Below are 19,315 nucleotides of genomic sequence, written 5' to 3' on the forward strand. Positions count from 1 at the left end.
CTTCATCGGCGTTCGTATCCGAGCAGGTCCAGCAGGTGCCCGTGGCGGCGATCGAAGGCGCGGACGGCGGCCTCGGAGAACGCGGCCCGCCATGCGCCCGACCGGCCGTCACGGAAGGTGAACGACGCTCGATTGAACAGCGACTTCGCCAGCGTCGCCGGATCCGCCTCGGCGCCCAGGAACGCGACGACCCGCTTGACCGCCGCCTCCTGGAGATCGAGGGTTCCGCCGCCGTCGGGGCCTATCAGTTCCTCGAAGGAGACCCTGCACACGGCCGGATGCGCGGCCAGCCAGCGACTGCTTCGCAGTTCCGAGAGCCCGGGGAACTGCTCGTCCTCCAAGGCGTAGGCGATCTGTTCGTCGAGGTGGGTAAGGGAATGGAGTATGTCGCTGTAGAGGCCGAAGCGGACCAGCTTGCCGATGCCCTCCGGCCGCGTGTCGGTGAGGAAACGCACCATCGACAGAAGGCTGTCGCGCGGGTCACGGTGCAGGAACAGAATGCGTGGCTCACCGCCCGTGCGCCATTCGTGGATGAATTTGCCGTACACCTGCGCGAGGTCCATCTCGTGCACGAACCAGCAGGTGTTCGGAGGAGTGTCGGAGAAGGTGCCGGTGGCGGTACGCCACAGGGTTTTCTGCACGAGCTCGCTGAGCATCGTCTCGTGCGGATAACGGGAGGCCAGCGGGACGCCCAATCGATGGAGCCACGCCCACATCACCGCCGTCCGGGCCACGTCGGTCAGCCGCGCGAAGCGCTCGGGGTCCTCCGTGACCCGCATCCGGAGCAGTTCCTCGTGGTCGTAAACCTGTGAGACGAGGTTCCACGAGGCGTCCTCGTCAAGAGTCATGCGCTCGTCCGGTGACGTCTTCACCTCTCCCTGGAGGCCGTACCCGAGAGCGAGCATCAATTCCTTGATGAGATGGGTGCCCGCTTTGGGAGGCGATACCACGACGACTCTTGGAGCACGGGCCATAAAATTTCCCTCCTCATACCGCCCTACAGCAATACCACGGTCCGCGCCGGGCTGAAAGACGGATGGAACTCGGCGTGAAAATTCCGGGATAATACGTCGGCGGTTTCACCGGGTCAACCCTCATCAGGTGTTAGTGCAAAAATGGGATTTTTGGAAGCCTGTCGCGATGAGAGGTTGCTCACATTGTCGGGAGTTCCGGTCCCATGTGATATTTCGGAACGACCGCTTAGGAGAGGAGAAAAATGCAGACGACAGATCTGGCCAAGGCGTGGAAAGACCCCGGTTTCAGCGCCACCCTCACCGCTGAGCAACTGTCCACCCTTCCCGCGAACCCGGTCGGCGACCTCGCCGACATCGCCGATTTCGCCAACGAGGGCGAGGTCCAGCCGATCATGATGTCGTGGGCTCCGTGCTGGATCACCTGGAGCAGCGACACGAATTGCTGCGCCTACTGACGCGGCAAGGTGAGAGGAGGTCGGGCGTCCGCTCCGCGTGGGCGCCCGCACCTCGTGTCCCTGCCGATCTGGATCGCCGAGTCTGTGAAATACGGGGTCAGAATGGCGCCTGAGCACGCGATCGATTCACTGCTCCAATTCTCGAAGCGCAACGTCGATGCCGCCGCCGCTGATTTGATCGAGAGAGTGCAGGAACGTCTCGGATCCCTCGCGGCCGAGCCGCTTCTCCATCACCTGACAGCGGCGCCGCCCCGCGCCGGGCTCGCCAGGATCGTTCTCAGGATCCTCGTACTGGAGCTCAACGTGCAGCGGGTCGAGGGCCTCTTGCACGGGGCCACGCCCGCCGAGCGCTTCGACTTCTTCTTGGCACGCTTGTCGGACACGGACTTCACACGGCGAATTTGGCGCGACTATCCGCTGATGCATGCGGAATGCCACCGGCTGCTCGCTCACTGGGTGAGCGCGCGCTGTGCGTTCGCCGAGCATCTGGCGGCCGACTTCGGGCTGTTGCACGGGCTTGGTATCCAGGCGGACCTACGGGAGATCGACGAGATCTCCTTCGATGCCGGCGACAGCCACGAAGGTGGCCGGTCTGTGGCTATCGTCCATTTCGGTCGCGGGCAGAGCGTCGTGTACAAGCCCAGAGCGGTGTCGATGGAGGCTCGGTTCCAGGCGTTGCTGGACTGGGTGAACGCCAAGGGGTTCGAGCCGCGGTTGCGCACCGTGCGCGTCCTCGACCGCGGCGACCACGGATGGCTGGAGCACGTCGGCGGCGGCGAATGCGACACCTCCGCCGCCGTCGAGCGTTTCTACCGCCGTCAGGGCGGCTATCTGGCTCTGCTGCACGCGCTCCGGGCGCGGGACCTGCACATGGACAACGTCATCGCGGCCGGTGAGCATCCCTTCCTCGTCGATCTCGAATGCCTGTTCACCGGAGACCTGAACGCCTCACAGGCCGACTCCGCCGGAGATGAGGCTCTGATGCGCGGCCTGTTCGACTCGACCGTGCTCGCGGTGGGCATGCTGCCTTTCTCGCGCCCGCGGACGGATGCGGCGGGCAGGGAGACGAGCGGCGACGTGAGCGGGCTCAACGGCGGCGGCGACTCGCGGTTGAGCGCGGGCGAGCTGCCCCAATGGGTGGACGCCGGCACGGACACGATGCGGCTGGCATATGGCCGGGTGCCCGTCCCCGCGTCGGCGAACCTGCCGCGCCTCTACGGCGAGGTGCGACGGTTCGACGAGTACCGGGACGTCTTCCTGTCGGGGTTCGAGCGCATGTACAGGCTCATCCGGACGCACGCCGACGATCTGCTCGCTGAAGGTGGCCTCCTGGAGACCTTCCGAGGCGCCCGGGCCCGTCACATCCTCGGGGCGACGCAGACGTACAACGCCTTCCTCTGGGCGAGCTGCCACCCGCACCTCCTGGGCGCAGCCGAGCAACGCGAGAAGTACCTCGACCGTGCGCTGTCCCGCCAGAAAGGACTCGCGCTGGGAGCGGAGATCGCGGCCAGCGAACGTGCGCAACTCGCGGCCGGCGACATTCCCATCTTCACGGCGGACGCGGACGGCACCTGCCTCATCGGCGGAGACGGACGGGTGATTCCCGGCGCGCTGGCTCACGATGGGCTGAGCGCTGTACGTGAGCGGATCGCGGGATTCGGCGACGACGATCTTCTGCGCCAGCGATGGATCGTGGAGTGCGCTGCGGCCACGGCCGCCGCCCCGGATCTCGACTCCTCCCCGGTCTTCCGGGTGCCCAGGGACGACAAACCGGTCCACCGACGGTCCGGCTCGAAGGAGGCGCCCGACGCCGGGACCGTGGTCGGTCATGCCATCGAGATCGGGGACGAGCTGATTCGGTCCGCGCTACGCCATGAGGGGGAGGTCGGCTGGCTCGGCCTGGCCTCGGTAAGCGGGGGAGGGTGGCAGCTCCTACCGACCGGGCTCGACCTCTATTCCGGCAACAGCGGCATCGGCCTGTTCTTCGCCTACCTGGCCCGAGTGACCGGCCAGGACAGGTTTCATGAGCTGGCACGGGATATCTCGTACGGCATCGTGCGCCGGATGGAACGCGCGATCTCGTTCGGCCGTCGCGAGGGCCGGCAGAACGCAATTCTGACCCTCGGCATGTCGGGCGGCTTGACCGGCGCCCTCTACTTTCTGACGCACTGGGCGGCTCTCACCGCGGACACCGTTCCGCTCACTCGGTTGATCGACGACGTCGCGCCGGGGATGGAGGAGATCTGTGGCGCCGACGAGATCCATGATGTCATCGGGGGCACCGCCGGTCACGTCCTCGCTCTCTGCGCGGCCTGGAGCGTCGCCCCGTCCCACGGGCTCGTGGGGCTGATCGGAAAGGTGAGCACGCACCTGGCCGAGCGCGGGGTCCGCACCGGCGACCAGATCAGCTGGCCCACAGCGCAATTCGACGGCCTGGCGCTGGGCGGATTCGCGCACGGCGCGTCCGGCATTGCGCTGGCCCTGGCCAGGGCGGCACGGGTGACCGGCGACGACACGCAGCTCGAGACCGCCAGGGCCGCGCTGCGCTTCGAAAGATCACTGCGCGACGAACATGGCGAAGCCTGGCCGGACCTGCGGCCGAACGTCCCCTGGGAGACGATGGTCGCCTGGTGTCACGGCGCGCCGGGAGCCGGTCTCGCCCGGCTGGCACTGGCCGAGACGCTGGGCGACGACAGGTCCCTGGCCGCCGACATCGAGCTCGCGGCGCGCATGACCGCCGACTATTACGAGGCGGCGAAGGAATATTACCCGGTGCGCAATCTGTCGCTTTGCCACGGGGAGCTGGGGAACCTGGATTTTCTCTGGTCGGTCGCCCGCAAAACAGGTGAGGGTGATCTGCTTCGCCTGGCGGAAAACGTCACGGCGGCAGTGCTGGCCGCGCAGGAGGATTATGGTTGGATTTGCGGGGTGCCGCGCGGGCTTCGCACCCCAGGTTTGCTGCTCGGACTCGCCGGTATAGGACTCGGCTATCTACGCATCGCCGATCCCGCCCGGGTGCCCTGCCTTCTCACGCTCGACGCTCCGGCCGGTGCCCTGTGATATGCCCAGTATCGGATACGATCACAGATCCGACTGAAAACCTATCGCAGAGTGGAGGGCGGCGAGTGCGCCTCCGGAACGTCTCCTATCGTTACCGGCGCAAAGCTCCTTGGGTTCTCCGTGGTGTCGACGTCGAGGTGGCGCCGGGCCGGATAACCGAGGTAACCGGAGCGAATGGTGCCGGTAAATCGACGCTGCTGCGGCTTGTCGCCGGACTGGCCCGGCCGTCGGCCGGTCACATCGAGCAGCGGCCGCGAATCGTGGGATACGCGCCCGAGCGTTTTCCCTCCGCCCTACCCTTCACGGTGCAGGAATATCTTGAGCACGTATGTCGTATCCGCGGGGTGCGCGTGGCCGACCGGCAGGCCGTGATCGGCCATTGGACGGAGAGGCTGCGGTGCCGGCACCTGGCCGCGACCCGAATCCGTGATCTCTCCAAGGGCAGTGCCCAGAAGGTCGGGCTGATCCAGGCGTTCCTGGCCAAGCCGGAACTCCTCGTGCTCGACGAGCCTTTCGCCGGGCTCGACGTGGCGGCCATGAACGCCGTCTCCGCCGCAGTGGGCGAGGTGGCGGCGCACGGCGGCAGCGTCGTCGTGAGCGACCACCAGAACTACCTCGGCGACGTCGACCTGCGACAGCGGTGGGAAGTCGGCGGGGGCACGGTGTCCGTGTTGCCGGCCTCGCCCAAGCCGCGGGAGGAGAAGCAGACCGTGGTCCTGCGGGTGCGTGTGGAGGAACGCAGCGCGGGCGTCGCCGTCGAGCACCTGCGCGAGCTGGGCTATGACGTGGAGATCGGCGGCCCGGCGGAGGTCCGGAAATGAACGTCGCGGCCCTGAGCTGGTTCTACATCAAGGCATACGGAAACTCCTATCGGTTCATCCAGCCGCTCGTCCCCACGCTGGTGCTGCTGGCGATCCTTTCCGGCGCGCCGCCGGGCACGCCGGGCGCGGCCCAGGCCGCGGTGCTGGAGACGTTGGGGTACCTCAGCGTTTTCATGATTCCGGTGTGGGCGTGGGCGTCCCGCCAGGTCCTCGACACAGAACCGGACACCCATCGGCTCGTGTCGGCCACGATGGTGAGCTCCCGTCCCAGGCTGCTGACCGGGCGTCTGCTGGCCTGCTACGCGGTGAGTCTGGTGCTTTCAGTGATCGCCCTGCTGCCGCCCCTGTGGATGACTCTGCAGTCGGGGGCGGGCATGCGGGGGCTGCTCTCCGGGGCGGTGCTTCTGGTGGTCGAGCCGGCTGTCGCTCTCGTTTTCGGCATCCTGACCAGCCGCGCACTGGTCCCGTCCACCGGCGGATCCACCCTGTTGTTCCTGGGAGGGCTCCTCGTGGCCGCCCTCCTGGACGCCCGCACCGGGTTCTGGCCGGGCCCGCCGATCGTGTCGGGGGTCGGTGCGGCCAACGAAGGGCTGGACGCCCTGCTCGCCGCCCTGCCCGGCCTGGCGTCGCGCGCCCTGGCGTGGACGGCCATCGGAATCGCCGTGTTCGCGTTTTTGCGGAGGCGCCGCGAGTGACAGTCTTCGCCGGTTCCTGTCCTTCTAGTGGAGAATGAGGTCCCCCCATGCGCCAGCCCAGCCGTCGTAGCGTCCTGAAGGCTTCCGTGGTGACGCTCGGAGCGATCGGAGCGGGAATTCCGTTGAGCGGTCCCGCGTTCGCCGCCGACTACAATCCCGCCCCACGGGACCCGGAATTTCCGGACGTCGAGGGAATGCGCGGGGACCGGCGGGCGAACGAGCTGTGGTACACCTACGAGAATGTCTTCCAATATCAGGCGACCGCCGAGATAATCGACGCCTACACCACCATCGGCGCGGTCGCGGGCGGATCGCCCGAGCGACTCTATCCCCTCTATCAGCAGCACCGCCAGGCGGGCATCTATCCCGACGGATTCATCGCCCAGATGGCTCCGGCCAAGGACGCGCTCGAATATCTCTCCCGCTTACAGCTCGACATCTACGACCGCTTCTACCGGCACGACGACAATGGATTGACGGCGGCGTTCGTCTGGTTCGGCGAGGGAGTTCTTTTCGATCCGCGCATGCCGTACGGATCGCGCACTCACATGATGAACGTCAAGCCCGGCGAGCCGCCGCAGAACTGGCATGCGTGGCACCCGATCATCAGGGCCACGGTGTTCCTCGGGATCGACGTCATGCGATGGATCGAGATCAACCGCCTCGTCGGGATCGGCTGGACGATCCAGTCCATCACCAAGCCGCAAGCCGGCGCCGACAATCCCTACCTGGACAAGAAGAGCGTCCACAACGTGGTGAAGACGTGGCGCCACATGTCCCCGGCGAGGATGGACGATATGTTCGATAACTTCCCCTATCCTCCGGGCATCTCCTGACATCGGCGCCGAGCGTGAGGCTTCACCCGCCCGGGGGGTGAAGGCCGCGTGGGGCTGCGGCTGACAGTTCGCGTCCTCTGAGGGACGCCCCGGGGCGGCTCTCGGTGGCGACCTGGCATGATCGGAGCCATGGTTGAGCACACCGCCGTAGATCTGCCCGACGTCTCCGCGCTGACCATCGGCATCCTGGGTGGGACCGGGGACCAGGGCAAGGGACTGGCCCGCCGGTTCTCACTGGCCGGGCACACCGTGCTGATCGGCTCGCGCAGCCCCGAGCGCGCCGAGGAGGCGGCCCGCGAGATCGGCGTACGCGGGGCCGCGAACGCCGAGGTGGCGGCCGAGGCGGACGTCGTGATCGTCGCGGTGCCCTGGGAGGGGCACAAGGCACTGCTGGAGTCCCTGCGCGAACCGCTCGCCGGGAAGATCGTGGTGGACTGCGTCAACCCGCTCGGCTTCGACAAGCAGGGGGCGTACGCGCTGCCCGTGGAGGAGGGCAGCGCCGCGCAGCAGGCCGCCGCGGTGCTGACCGGCAGCCGGGTGGTCGCGGCCTTCCACCACGTGTCGGCGGTGCTGCTGCTCGACCCCGCGGTGGCCGAGATCGACCTCGACGTGCTCGTGCTCGGCGACGACCGCGAGGCCACCGACGTCGTACGCGCGCTCGCCGGCCGCATCCCCGGCGCGCGCGGGATCTACGCGGGCCGGCTGCGCAACGCCCACCAGGTCGAGGCGTTCACGGCGAACCTGATCTCGGTCAACCGCCGCTACAAGGCCCACGCGGGCATCCGGGTCACCGACGTGTAGCCATCCGCGCTTCATCTGATCGTCACGTCGCAGACGTGATCGTTCACTACCTTCGGGCGCTGTCTCGCCGTCTGAAAGGTTCCCAGTGCTACGTCACGTCTCCGCCGGTCTGGCGATCGCCGCCGCGCTCACCCTCACCACCACCGGTACGGCCGCCGCCGATCCGGCCAAGGGCCCCGTCGTCGTCGCGGACGTCACGCTCCCCGCCCCCGCGCTGAAGCAGGTGCAGCGGTCCATCGCGGACGACCACGGCGTGCGGCTCGGCGGCGTCGGCAGCGGCCTGTTCCCGGCCGGGCGGGCCGGGGAGTTCTGGCTCGTCACCGACCGCGGCCCGAACGGCCAGCCGACCGTGGACGGGGAGAAGCGCCGGACCTTCCCGGTGCCCGAGTTCGCCCCGGCGATCGTCCGGGTCGCCCTCGCGGGCGGCACGGCGAAGATCAAGCAGTACATGCCGATCGTGGGCGCCTCCGGCAAGCCCGTGACCGGCCTGTCGAACCAGGCGGGGCACGACGAGACGCCCTACACCTGGGATGGCCGCACGGTTCTGCCGTACAACCCGAGCGGGCTGGACGTCGAGGACCTCGTGCGCACCCGCGACGGCGACTTCTGGCTGGTCGACGAGTACGGCCCGTCACTGGTGCGGGTGTCGCCGGACGGCCGGGTGCTGGAGCGGCACGTCCCGGCGGGGCTCGGGCTGACGGGTGCGGACTACCCGGTGAAGGAGACGCTGCCCGCGATCCTGGCGAGCCGCCAGCAGAACCGCGGCTTCGAGGGCCTGGCGATCTCATCCGACCAGCGCACGCTGTACCTGGCCGTGCAGAGCCCGCTGGCCAACCCCGACAAGAAGGCCGCGAAGAAGTCGCGGTTCGGGCGGATCCTCACCTTCGACCTGCGCGGCGGGAAGGTGACCGGGGAGTATCCGTACCGGTTCGAGGACGTGACGACCTTCGACCCGAAGGTGAACGGCGACCAGAGCGAGATGAAGATCTCCGGTCTCGCGTACGCCGGCCCGGACCGCCTGCTCGTGGACGAGCGCACCGACAACGTCGCGCGGGTGTACTCCATCGACCTGAAGAAGGCGACGAACCTGCTCGGCGGGCCGTACGACGACGCGAAGACCAGCCCGTCGCTGGAGGAGCTGACCGGCGCGTCCGGCCTGAGGCTGCCCGTCAAGTCGCTCGTGCTGGAGCCGAACGCGCTGGTGCCGTCGCTGCCCGGCAAGATCGAAGGGCTGGCGGTGCTCGATCCGCACACGATCGCGCTGGCCAACGACAACGACTTCGGCCTCGGAGACTTCGGCCCCGACGGCAGGCTGGTGGACAGCGGCGTGCCGAACCGTCTCGTCGTCGTCCGGCTCGCTCACGCGCTCGGCGCCCGCTGAACGCGTCCTCTGAACGCGTCCTCTGAGCGCGTGCACTGACCGCGCCCGCTCACGGGCGCGGTTACGCCACGCTCGCGAGCAGCCAGTCGGCCACCGCCTCCGGCGCGACGAGCTGGTGCAGGTGCTCGCCGGGGATGCGGGCGACCGGCCAGCCGCGCTCGCCGGCCTCGTGGGCGAGGGCGGCGTACGCGTCCGCGAACCACAGGTAGCCGCTCCTGAGATGGTCCCAGCGGGCCGGCACCGGGATCTCCTCCTGGTAGTACGCGAGGGGCAGCCGCGCCTGCTCGGCCACGACCACCTGGCGGATCATCGGGTCGGGCAGGAGGGCGGCGACGTCGTCCTCGGGCCACCAGTCGGTCCATCGGGGCAGGACGCCCGCGTCGTCGGCGAGAGAGCGCAGGAAGGCGAGGTGCTCCGGCTCCGCCGCCTGGCACACGCCGCTGCGCGGCGGCACCGCGGCGTCGACGAACAGGCACGCGGCGACCTGCCCGGCGAGGGCCTGCGCGATCAGCGGCACGAACAGCCCGGCGTTGCTGTGCGCCACGACGGCCAGCGGGCCGCGCGGCGCGCTCGCCGCCACTTCGCTCACCACCCTCGGCCAGTAGGGCGGCGGACCGGCCGTCACGTCGGTCAGCCGCGGCACCACGGCGGTGTGCCCGCGCGCCCGCAGGGTCTCGGCGACGGGGGTCCAGGTCGAGGGGCCGACGGAGGGACTGTGCACGAGGAGGAAGCTGACGTCCATCCCCTCATCCTCACCATTGGCGACGGCGGCGGACGCCCTCTCCGCTCGCCGCGTAACCGGTCGTCGAGTGTCTAATCTGACAAGAACGGCTTTTCTAGGTAATTGTGGACGCCATGAGCTCCTTGCATCCGGAAACGCGCGTCGTCCACCTGCCCCGGCCCACGCCGGAGGCCAGCACGCCGATCTCCATGCCGATCTACCAGACCTCGGGATTCGTCTTCGACGACCCGGCCGTCTTCGCCGACGGCATGGGGCGGCCCGACGGGGCGTACGTGTACGGCCGGCTCTCCAACCCCACGGTGCGCGCGCTGGAGGAGGCGGTCGCCGGCCTGGAGGGCGGCGTGGCCGCCGTGGCCACCGGCTCGGGCATGGGGGCGATCAACGCCGTGCTGCTCGGCCTGCTGAAGTCGGGCGACCACGTGATCGCCCAGTCCGCGTTGTACGGCGCCACCGCGCAGACGCTGGCCGACCTCGCGGAGCGTTTCGGCGTGGAGGTCACCCGCGTGCCGGAGGACGACCCCGCGGCCGTACGCGCCGCCGTGCGGCCCACGACGAAGCTGCTGTATCTGGAGACCATCGCCAACCCGATGACGCAGGTGGCCGACCTGCCGGGGATGTGCGCGGCGGCGCGCGAGGCCGGGATCCTCACCGTGGTCGACAACACCTTCGCCTCGCCGGTCCTGTGCCGCCCCATCGAGCACGGTGCGGACATCGTCGTGCACTCCGTCACCAAATACCTGTCCGGGCACACCGACGTCGTCGGCGGGATCGCCGTGTTCGCCTCCGAGGACGTGTACCGCAGGGTGTGGTCGTACGCGGTGGAGCTCGGCGCGACGACCGACCCGTTCGCCGCGTGGCTGACCCTGCGGGGGATGCAGACGCTGCCGCTGCGGATGGAGCGCCACTGCGCCAACGCCCGCGTGCTCGCGACGCGGCTCGCCGGACACCCGGCCGTGGCCGCGGTGCACTGGCCGGGCCTGTCCTCCCACCCGTCGCACGAACTCGCCGCGAAGCTCCTGCCCGACTTCGGCGGCGTGTTCTCCTTCGACCTCGCCGGAGGGCGTTCCGCCGGAGAGGCGTTCATGCGCAATGTCCGGCTCGCGCTGCTCGCGCCGTCGCTGGGCGGCGTGGAGACCCTGATCCTTCACCCGGCCACGACGTCGCACCGTACGGTGAGCGCCGAGGGCCTGGCCGCGGCGGGCATCGGCGAGGGGACGGTCCGGGTGGCCGTGGGCATCGAGCACGCCGAGGACCTGTGGGCCGACTTCGCCCAGGCGCTCGACGCGATCTGATTCGACGCGGTCCGATTCGACCCGGCTGAATCGGCGCGGCTGATTCGACGCGGCTGAATCGGCGCGGTCCGATTCGGTGCGGTCGACGGCTCGCGGGGGAACGGCCCCCGCCGCCGGAAGACGCCGGAAGACGCCGGTCGAGGGCGGCCGCCGCGCGGTGCCGCGGCCGCCCGCCGGGTGTCAGCGGTAGCTGTGCTCGGGCCTGGGGAAGACCCCGGAGACGACCTCGTCGGCGTACGCGCGGATCGCCCGGTCCATCTCTCCGGCCAGGTCGAAGTACTTCTTCACGAACTTCGCGGGCTGCGGGGTCAGGCCCATGAGGTCCTGCCAGACGAGGACCTGCGCGTCGGTGTGGGGCCCCGCCCCGATGCCGACCGTGGGGATGCTCAGCGACGTGGTGACCCGTTGAGCGAGGTCGGCGGGAACGCATTCGAGCACGACGGCGAAGGCGCCCGCGTGCTCCAGCGCCTTGGCGTCGGCCATGATCTCGTCGCCCGCCTGCCCGCGGCCCTGCACCCGGTAGCCGCCGAAGGCGTTGACCGACTGCGGGGTCAGGCCGAGGTGGGCCATGACCGGGATGCCGGCCGACACGAGCATCTCCACCTGCGGGAGGACCCGGTGGCCGCCCTCCAGCTTGACGGCGTGCGCGCCGGCCTCCTTCACGAAGCGGGCGGCGGTCTCCAGGGCCTGCTGGGGTGAGGCCTGGTAGGAGCCGAACGGCAGGTCGGCCACGACCATCGCCCGCGACGAGCCGCGTACGACCGCGGCGGTGAGGGGGATGAGGTCGTCGACCGTGACGGGCAGCGTCGAGTCGTAGCCGTAGACGACCATGGCGGCCGAGTCGCCCACGAGCATCACCGGGATGCCCGCCTCGTCGAACACCTTGGCGGTCATGGCGTCGTACGCGGTCACCATCGGCCACTTCTCGTGGCGTTCCTTGGCTGCCGCGATGTCGCGGACGGTGACCCTGCGTCCTGCGGCCCCGCCGTAGAGGGCGGGCTTGGACACAACGGAAACAGAGGACATGGCTACCTCCAGGCCTCGTGGCGCCCCTGTGGCGTCCCCGGACAGTCAGATCATTGCATGCCGCCATGGGCTGGAACACCCCCATACGGGCGCCGTAATCCTGGTGTGCAACGAGTGGGACTAAAGGGACGAAAGAGGCGACCCGGCGACGGAAATGTCAGAGGCGCCCGGCACAATGCCATGCGGAGGTAAGGAACCACAATGGCTTTTGATCGTTACCGGCGGGTGCTCGCCCTGCCGGGTGTGCGGGCGTTGCTGCTGGTCGGCATGATCGCGAGAATTCCCCTCACCGGCACCGGCATGACGCTGACCCTGCACGTGGTGAACGACCAGAAGCTGGGGTTCCTCCAGGCGGGCCTGGTCGGCACCGCCTCCATGGCGGGCGCCGCGATCGGCTCGCCGCTCGTCGGCCGGTTCGTCGACCGGCGCGGGCTGCGGCCGGTGATGGCCGTGACGACCATCGTGCAACTGTGCCTGTGGTGCGTCGCGCCGGCGATGCCGTACGCCGTGCTGCTGCCGGGCGCGCTGATCGGCGGGCTGTTCAGCCAGCCGGTGTTCGGGACCATCCGGCAGTGCGTGGCCGCGATGGTGCCGAAGGAGAACCACCAGACCGGCTTCGCCCTCGACTCGATGGGCGTGGAGTTGTCGTACATGGTCGGGCCCGCCCTCGCCGTCGCGAGCGTGACGGCGTTCGGCAGCACGGCGACGATGTACGGGGTGGCGGCCGGTCTGGCGGGCTCGGGAGTGGCGCTGTATCTGCTCAACCCGCCCACGCGGTCGGCGGAGGAGGACGCGGGGCACCAGGGTTCCGTCCCCCGGCGGCAGTGGCTGCGTCCTGGCCTGCTCGCCCTGCTCTGCCTGGTGTCCGGGCTCACCTTCGTGCTCACCACCACCGAGTTGAGCGTGGTGGCGATGCTCAAGGCGGACGGCGCGACCGCCTGGACCGGGCTGGTCCTCGCGCTGTGGTGCGCGTACTCGCTCGTCGGCGGGTTCGTGTACGGCGGGCTCTCCCGGGGGCTGCCGCCCGCCCTGCTCGCGGGCGGCCTGGCGCTGCTGACCGCGCCCGTGGGTCTGGTCGGCGGGGGCTGGGGCTGGCTGTGCCTGGCGCTGGTGCCGGCCGGGCTGCTGTGCGCCCCGGCGCTGTCGTCCACCGTGGACGCCGTCAACCGGCGCGTCCCGGCGGCGGCGCGGGGTGAGGCGATGGGCCTGCACGGCACGTCCCTGACGATGGGAGGAGCCCTGGCCGGGCCCCTCGCGGGCGGGCTCCTGGACACCCGCGGCCCGGTCTTGGCCTTCGCCGTGTCCGGAGCGGTCGGCGTCGCGCTGGCCCTGCTCACCGCCATGGTCAGGCGCGACGCTCCGGCCGCCGTCCTCGCCCCGGGCGGATCGAGTGACGCGGCCGGGCCGCAGCGTGTGAGCGGTCTCGGCGCGGCGGCCGGAGCGGACTTCGCGGCCGGGCCGGATGTCGCGACGCCCCTGCCCGCCGCCGCTGGAGAGTAGGGACCGGTGCCCGCCTCCACGGGAGCAGGACCGGTGCCTGCCCCCGTGCGGGAGCAGGACCGGTGCCCGCCTCCGCCCGGGAGGAGGACCGCCGGGCCGGGTGGAGGAATGAAATCCGCTCCGGAGTGGGAATAGAACCTGCCCCCGCGTGGATGTACAGGGGGCGTGGTTGTCTCTCGGGGCAGCCGCGCGAAGGGCGTCCGCCGCCTGTCCGGGTGGCCTTGGCTGCTCCGGAGCGCCGTGCGAGACGCGGTCGTGCCTCCCGGTGCGCCGGAAGACGCGGGGTGCCGGAGACGAACAAGGTGCGGGTGCCGGAGGCGAGCGGCACGGGAGCGGCGCCTCGGCCGAGCATCTTCAACCCAACTGACCAGCGGATACGGCGGCACCACCCCGGATTATGAAACGGTCCCGTTGCGTATCGGAATGACCAACGCTACGCTTGCGTTGCGAAACTCAGTCGTATCGAAATCATGGGGGAATCCGTGGAAGCTTCCGCAGAAGCTCATACAGGTCACCCACGCCGATGGCAGGTCCTCGGCGTGATGGTGTTCAGCCTGCTGGCCGTCGTCCTCGACAACACCATCCTCAACGTGGCGATCAAGACGATCGCCGATCCCGTCCACGGCCTGGGTGCGACCCAGAGCGAGCTCGAGTGGGCGATGAACTCCTACACGCTGGTGTTCGCCGGCCTGCTGTTCACCTTCGGCGTGCTGGGCGACCGCTACGGGCGTAAGCGGATGCTCATGGCCGGCATGGTCCTGTTCGGCCTGGCCTCCCTGGCCAGCGCGTACGCGCAGGACCCGATGCAACTCGTCGCGGCGAGGGCCCTGATGGGCCTCGGCGGCGCCGCGATCATGCCGGCCACGCTGGCGATCATCTCGAACGTCTTCCCGATCCACGAGCGGGGCAAGGCGATCGGCATTTGGGCAGGCGGCGTCGGCATCGCCGTGGCGATCGGCCCGATCACGGGGGGCCTGCTGCTGGAGCACTTCTGGTGGGGTTCGGTCTTCCTCGTCAACGTGCCGATCGTGATCATCGGCCTCGCGCTGATCGCCGGGATCGTGCCCGACTCCAAGGACCCGAACAAGAGCGGTCTCGACCCGATCGGTGTGCTGCTGTCCATCCTCGGCCTGATCGCTCTCGTCTACGGCATCGTCCGGATCAGCGACCTCGGCACCGTCGCCGACGTCTCGGTCATCGTGCCGTCGCTGCTCGGTCTCGCGATCCTCGCCTCGTTCGTCTGGTACGAGAGCCGGATCGACCACCCCGCCTTCGACGTGCGCAACTTCCGCAACGCCGGCTTCTCCACCGCGATCGCGACCGTCGGCCTCGTGTTCTTCGCGGCCATGGGCGTGATGTTCTTCCTCGCCTTCTACTGGCAGATCGTCCGGAACTACTCGCCGCTGCAGTCGGGGGCGCTCGTGCTGCCGTTCGCGGCCGCGCAGCTGATCTTCGCGCCGCAGAGCGCGCGCATGGTGCAGAAGTACGGCGCCCGCGCCGTCGGCACGGTGGCCATGCTCGTCATCACGCTGGCCCTGGCGTGCTACGCCTTCGTGCAGGTGGACACCCCGATCTGGATCCTGCTGGCCCTCGGCTTCGTCCAGGGCGCCGCGATGGCCAACATCATGCCCCCGGCGACCACGGCCATCATGAACGCGCTGCCGCGTGAGAAGGCCGGCGTGGGCTCCTCGATGAGCAACGTCGTCCGGCAGGTCGGCGGCACGCTGGGCATCGCCATCCTGGGCGCGGTCCTGTCCGCGAGCTACCGCAGCGACATGGAGGACAAGGTCGCGGCCCTGCCGGAGCAGCTCCGCCACGTCGTGACCGAGTCCATCTCCGGCGCGGCCGGCGTCGCCGAGAACCTGGGCCCGCAGGGCACGAGGCTGCTCGACGCCGCGAACGCCGCGTTCGTCACCGGCGTTCACTGGGCGGCCCTCGGATCGGCCTTCGTCGCCCTCGTCGGCACTCTCGTGGTGGCCCGCTGGATGCCGGGGAAGGGTTCCGCCGGCGCCGCGGTCGACAAGGCTGAGATCGAAAAGGAAGCGGCGGTAGTGTGAACTGGTCATGAAGACGCAGCAGACGGCTGAGGTGGCGGCCCGCCCGGCGGGCCGCCCGCGCAGCGAGAAGGCGGAACGGTCGATCATCGAGGCCACTCTCGAACTGCTCGGCGAAGGCATCGGGGTGTCGGAGCTGTCCATCGAGTCGATCGCCGGCCGCGCCGGTGTCGGGAAGACCACGATCTACCGCCGGTGGTCCAACAAGGAAGACCTGGTGGTGGACGCCCTGGCGACGCTCAAGCCGCCGATCCCGCTGCCACAGGGCGGAACCGTGCGGGACGACCTGGTGACCTACCTCCGGGTGATCCAGGAGGAGTCCCGCCACCATCGCACCCGGTGCATCATGAACATCGCCATGAGCGACTCCGAGCGGCATCCCCGGCTGGCGGAGCGGTTCCGCGAGCTGGCCGTGGAGCCGCGCAGGGCGGTGGTGACGGCGGTTCTGCGGCGCGGCATGGAGACCGGTGAACTGCGTGCGGACCTCGACCTCGACATGGCGCTGGCGCTGCTCAGCGGGGCCATGATCTGGTCCACGAAGTGGTCCCACTCCGGCGACCCTCAGGCCGACCTGCCCGAGCGGATCGTCGACGAGGCGCTCAAGGGCTTCCGCCCCCGCCCCTCCACCCCCGAGCCGTGCCCCGAGTTGTGACCCGTCCCTCCGCCCCCGAGCTGTGACCCGGCTCTCCAGGCCCGGGCCGTGATGCGGCCCTCCACTTCCGAGTCGTGACCCGGTCCGTACGGCCCACGGCCGTGCGGACCGCGCTCGTCACCGTCGTGCGCTGCGCGCGGAACGGCGCGTAGCGTCGAGCATCCTCGGGAGAGCCGAGTACCACTGGCGGGAATGGACGCGAGGGCGGGCAGCCGTCCACCGACGACGCCGTCTCCTATGACCTCTCCGATATCCCCGTGACCGGTGCCGGACGCCTACCGGCACTGGTCACGGCTTTCCGGTTCCGGGCCCGCCTCATTTCAGGCCTGGATAGAGCGCCCATCAATGTGCCGGTGTCGCCGGACATCTCCCAGACCATCGGTGGTCGCGACTGCCGGAGCCGTTGTGCACCTCGTACGCGCTGGTGGACAGGCTGTCCGGGGTCGCGGCGTCTCAGGCCGGCGTCGCCGTCTAGGTGGTCTCCACGGTGGCATGGAGGTCGCATCGGCAAGGGCCCGATTCGATCGGGGCCGCCGCGAACGGCCGCCGGGACACCGGCGCGGCTCGTATGGCAGGCGGTTGGATGGCGCGTATGGCAGGCGGTCGGGTGGCGCGCATGGCACGCGGTCAGGCCAGGCCGGGGAAGCCCGGCCCTTGCGGGCCGAGGTCCTGCCGGCCCGAGGGTCCCGTAGAGCGGGGAACGACCAATCCGGTCTCGTACGCCATGACGACGGCCTGGGTCCGGTCGCGCAGGCCGAGCTTGCCCAGCACCCGGCTCACGTGCGTCTTGACCGTCTCCTCGGTGACGGTCAACCGGGCGGCTATCTCGGCGTTGGACAGCCCCTCGGCCACCAGCCGTAGCACCTGCGTCTCACGCGGGGTGAGCGCGGCCGGGATGGCGGGCTCGGGCCTCGGCCGGAAGCGGGCGAACTCGGCGATGAGGCGGCGGGTGATCGAGGGGGCCAGCAGCGCGTCGCCCGCCGCCACGACGCGGACCGCGTCGAAAAGGCGCTCGGCGGTGACGTCCTTGAGTAGGAAGCCGCCGGCTCCGGCGCGCAGCGCGTCGTAGACGTACTCGTCCAGGTCGAAGGTCGTCAGGATGAGGACCCGTGTTCCGGAACCGGTGAGCCGTCGGGTGGCCTCGATGCCGTCCATGACCGGCATGCGGATGTCCATGACGACGACGTCGGGGCGCAGTTCTCGGCATGCCCGGACCGCCTGCGCCCCGTCTGACGCGGTCGCGACGACGACGAAGTCCTGCTGGCTGCCCAGCAGTTCGGCGAAGCCGGTGCGGACGACCAGATGGTCGTCCGCGACGACGACGCGGATCGGCGTCGCGCCGGTCACGGGTGCCCTCCCTCAGAGGCGGCGGATGCGACAGGGCCACCATGGCAGGCAGGACCATCAGGGTACGCAGGACTGTCAGGGGCGCCGGAAGCCGGGGAACCGTCGGCACCCGGGAGGCGGGGGAGGCGCGCCTCCACGACGAATCCGCCGCCGGCGGCGGAGCCGATGCGCAGTTCGCCGCCGACGGCAGCGGCCCGTTCCCGCATCCCGGCCAGTCCGTGACCTGCCAGTCCGTGACCTGCCAGTCCGTGACCGGCCAGTCCGTGACCGGTCACGCCGCCCGGTACGCCCGCGTTGTCCGATGCGCCGGCTCCGCCCGGCGTGCCCGTGCCGTCAGGCCCACCGGGCCCACCGGGCCCGACGTGCCCGACGGTGCCGCTCGTCGTGCCCGAGGAGAGCGGAACGCCGGGGCCGTTGTCCCGTACGCGAAGCCGCAGAGCGTCGCGGGTGTAGTGCAACTCCACGTCGACGGCGGCGCCCGGCGCGTGCCGCCGGGCGTTGGTGAGCGCCTCCTGGATGATGCGGTAGGCGGCGAGCTCGACGCCGGGATCGAGCACGGCCGGGCAACCGCTGAGAACGAGGCGCACGGCTGTTCCCGCGGCGTCGCGCGCCTCGTCGAGCAGCGCGTTCAGCTCGGCCAGCCGCAGGCCGGGCTGCGGGCGCAGATCCGCAGCCCGTTCCCGGTCGTCCTCGCGGAGCACGCCGAGCAGGCGCCGCATCTCGGTCAGCGCCGCACGGGCGGTGTCGCCGATCGCCCGCAGCCGCTCCGCCCCGGCGGACGGCATGCCCGGCACGGCGACACGGGCCGTCTCCGCCTGTACGGCGACCATGGAGATGTGGTGGGCGACCACGTCGTGCAGTTCCCGGGCGATGCGCGCCCGCTCGCCGCGCGCGGTGTGCTCCAGCAGGGTGCCGGCGATGACCTGCCGGGCGGCCAGGTTGTCCGCGGCCTCACCTCTGGCCCGCCGGGCGACTCCGGCCAGGGCCGCCGCCGGGGCGATGCACGCGAGCAGCAGGACGAGGACGCGCGTGTCGCCCTCAGCGGGAACCAGCATCTCCACCCCTCGGTGCGGGGTCCAGCCGGGCAGGCCGAGCAGCGCCGCCACGACGTACGGCACGGCGAGTACGGGGCCGAGCCACCGCGCTCCGGTGAGACCGAGCCGGTAGAGGCAGACCACCACGACGGCCGCGCCTGCGATGGTGAGCGTCCGGAAGGCCGTGAACGACAGCAGGCCCGCGACGCCGACGACCACGGCGGCGGTGGCGGGCTGGGTCCGCAGGAACACGACCGGCACCGTGGTGGCCAGGGCGAGCAGGCCGAACGCGACCAGACGCAGCGAGGCCCCGGCGGGATCGCCCCCCGGGCCGGTGAGCGGCGTGAGCGCGGTGCCCGTGCCCATGCCGGTACCCGTGCCGGTGCCCGTGCCCATGCCGGTACCCGTGCCCATGGGGGTGCCCGGAGCGCTCGATGCCATGCCCATCGGTGCGCTCACGCCGTGCCCGAACAAGGGCGGCGCGGTCGCGCCGCGGGCGTGCGCGACCGCCTCGGCCAGCGCGAGCAGGGCGGCGAGCACCCCCAGCGCGACGGGCGCGTACGAGGCACGGAAAGCGGGTGTCCACGCGCGAAGGGTCCACCCCCGCCTGTCTCTCCGGTCGTCCGCGCGCTCCACGGGAGGTCA

Annotated in this window: 16 protein-coding genes; 11 read left to right on the forward strand and 5 right to left on the reverse strand. The window is 70.3% G+C overall.

Going from position 1 to position 19,315, the window contains the following annotated elements:
* Positions 1–2: 2 nt before the first annotated feature.
* Entirely contained in the window at positions 3–905 is a 903-nt protein-coding gene (locus BXA11_RS00600; protein ID WP_030508208.1) for a single stranded DNA-binding domain-containing protein, read from the reverse strand.
* Positions 906–1,216: 311 nt separating this feature from the next.
* On the opposite strand from BXA11_RS00600, the gene BXA11_RS00605 reads away from it, so the two are divergent.
* The 7 genes from BXA11_RS00605 to BXA11_RS00635 all read left to right on the forward strand — a co-directional run bounded on the left by BXA11_RS00605 (position 1,217) and on the right by BXA11_RS00635 (position 9,023).
* Positions 1,217–1,429 (forward strand): mersacidin/lichenicidin family type 2 lantibiotic, encoded by a 213-nt coding sequence (locus BXA11_RS00605; RefSeq protein WP_076431873.1) that lies wholly within the window; start codon positions 1,217–1,219, stop codon positions 1,427–1,429.
* Between the two features lie 54 nt (positions 1,430–1,483).
* Positions 1,484–4,489: a type 2 lanthipeptide synthetase LanM family protein gene (locus BXA11_RS00610; RefSeq protein ID WP_143734030.1), complete on the forward strand. Its 3,006-nt coding sequence runs from the start codon at positions 1,484–1,486 to the stop codon at positions 4,487–4,489.
* 65 nt (positions 4,490–4,554) lie between these two features.
* Complete coding sequence (locus BXA11_RS00615) at positions 4,555–5,310, forward strand: ATP-binding cassette domain-containing protein (RefSeq protein ID WP_076431877.1); 756 nt, start codon at positions 4,555–4,557, stop codon at positions 5,308–5,310.
* Positions 5,307–6,005, forward strand: coding sequence for a hypothetical protein (locus BXA11_RS00620; protein WP_076431879.1), 699 nt, complete (start codon positions 5,307–5,309; stop codon positions 6,003–6,005). Before BXA11_RS00615 ends, BXA11_RS00620 begins: the two co-directional genes overlap by 4 nt.
* Before the next feature lie 47 nt (positions 6,006–6,052).
* Positions 6,053–6,841, forward strand: coding sequence for a twin-arginine translocation signal domain-containing protein (locus tag BXA11_RS00625; RefSeq protein WP_076431881.1), 789 nt, complete (start codon positions 6,053–6,055; stop codon positions 6,839–6,841).
* Between the two features lie 129 nt (positions 6,842–6,970).
* Positions 6,971–7,642: an NADPH-dependent F420 reductase gene (npdG, locus tag BXA11_RS00630; protein WP_076431883.1), complete on the forward strand. Its 672-nt coding sequence runs from the start codon at positions 6,971–6,973 to the stop codon at positions 7,640–7,642.
* A gap of 85 nt (positions 7,643–7,727) precedes the next feature.
* Complete coding sequence (locus tag BXA11_RS00635; RefSeq protein WP_076431885.1) at positions 7,728–9,023, forward strand: esterase-like activity of phytase family protein; 1,296 nt, start codon at positions 7,728–7,730, stop codon at positions 9,021–9,023.
* 61 nt (positions 9,024–9,084) lie between these two features.
* Here BXA11_RS00635 and BXA11_RS00640 read toward each other — a convergent pair whose 3' ends face one another.
* Entirely contained in the window at positions 9,085–9,765 is a 681-nt protein-coding gene (locus BXA11_RS00640) for a hypothetical protein (protein ID WP_030508200.1), read from the reverse strand.
* A gap of 113 nt (positions 9,766–9,878) precedes the next feature.
* Between BXA11_RS00640 and BXA11_RS00645 the strand changes: the two genes are divergently transcribed.
* Entirely contained in the window at positions 9,879–11,057 is a 1,179-nt protein-coding gene (locus BXA11_RS00645) for a trans-sulfuration enzyme family protein (RefSeq protein WP_030508199.1), read from the forward strand.
* A 180-nt stretch (positions 11,058–11,237) separates the two neighbouring features.
* Here the strand turns inward: BXA11_RS00645 and panB are convergent, their stop codons facing one another.
* Positions 11,238–12,083, reverse strand: a complete 846-nt coding sequence (gene panB, locus BXA11_RS00650) for a 3-methyl-2-oxobutanoate hydroxymethyltransferase (RefSeq protein WP_030508198.1) — start codon at positions 12,081–12,083, stop codon at positions 11,238–11,240.
* 201 nt (positions 12,084–12,284) lie between these two features.
* On the opposite strand from panB, the gene BXA11_RS00655 reads away from it, so the two are divergent.
* The 3 genes from BXA11_RS00655 (at position 12,285) to BXA11_RS00665 (ending at position 16,289) form a co-directional block, all read left to right on the forward strand.
* Positions 12,285–13,583, forward strand: coding sequence for an MFS transporter (locus BXA11_RS00655; protein ID WP_076431888.1), 1,299 nt, complete (start codon positions 12,285–12,287; stop codon positions 13,581–13,583).
* A gap of 542 nt (positions 13,584–14,125) precedes the next feature.
* Positions 14,126–15,640 carry an MFS transporter gene (locus BXA11_RS00660; protein ID WP_083743857.1) on the forward strand — a complete coding sequence of 505 codons (1,515 nt, stop codon included), beginning with the start codon at positions 14,126–14,128 and terminating at the stop codon, positions 15,638–15,640.
* A gap of 7 nt (positions 15,641–15,647) precedes the next feature.
* On the forward strand, positions 15,648–16,289 hold the full coding sequence (locus tag BXA11_RS00665; RefSeq protein ID WP_076431892.1) for a TetR/AcrR family transcriptional regulator: 642 nt from the start codon (positions 15,648–15,650) through the stop codon (positions 16,287–16,289).
* Positions 16,290–16,916: 627 nt separating this feature from the next.
* Here the strand turns inward: BXA11_RS00665 and BXA11_RS00670 are convergent.
* The gene (locus BXA11_RS00670) at positions 16,917–17,636 is read right to left on the reverse strand and encodes a response regulator (protein ID WP_076431894.1); all 720 of its coding nucleotides are present in this window, start codon (positions 17,634–17,636) and stop codon (positions 16,917–16,919) included.
* Positions 17,633–19,306 (reverse strand): sensor histidine kinase, encoded by a 1,674-nt coding sequence (locus BXA11_RS00675; protein ID WP_076431896.1) that lies wholly within the window; start codon positions 19,304–19,306, stop codon positions 17,633–17,635. Before BXA11_RS00675 ends, BXA11_RS00670 begins: the two co-directional genes overlap by 4 nt.
* Positions 19,307–19,315 lie beyond the last annotated feature (9 nt).

The organism is Microbispora rosea, from assembly GCF_900156315.1.
Classification (GTDB): Bacteria; Actinomycetota; Actinomycetes; order Streptosporangiales; family Streptosporangiaceae; genus Microbispora; species Microbispora rosea.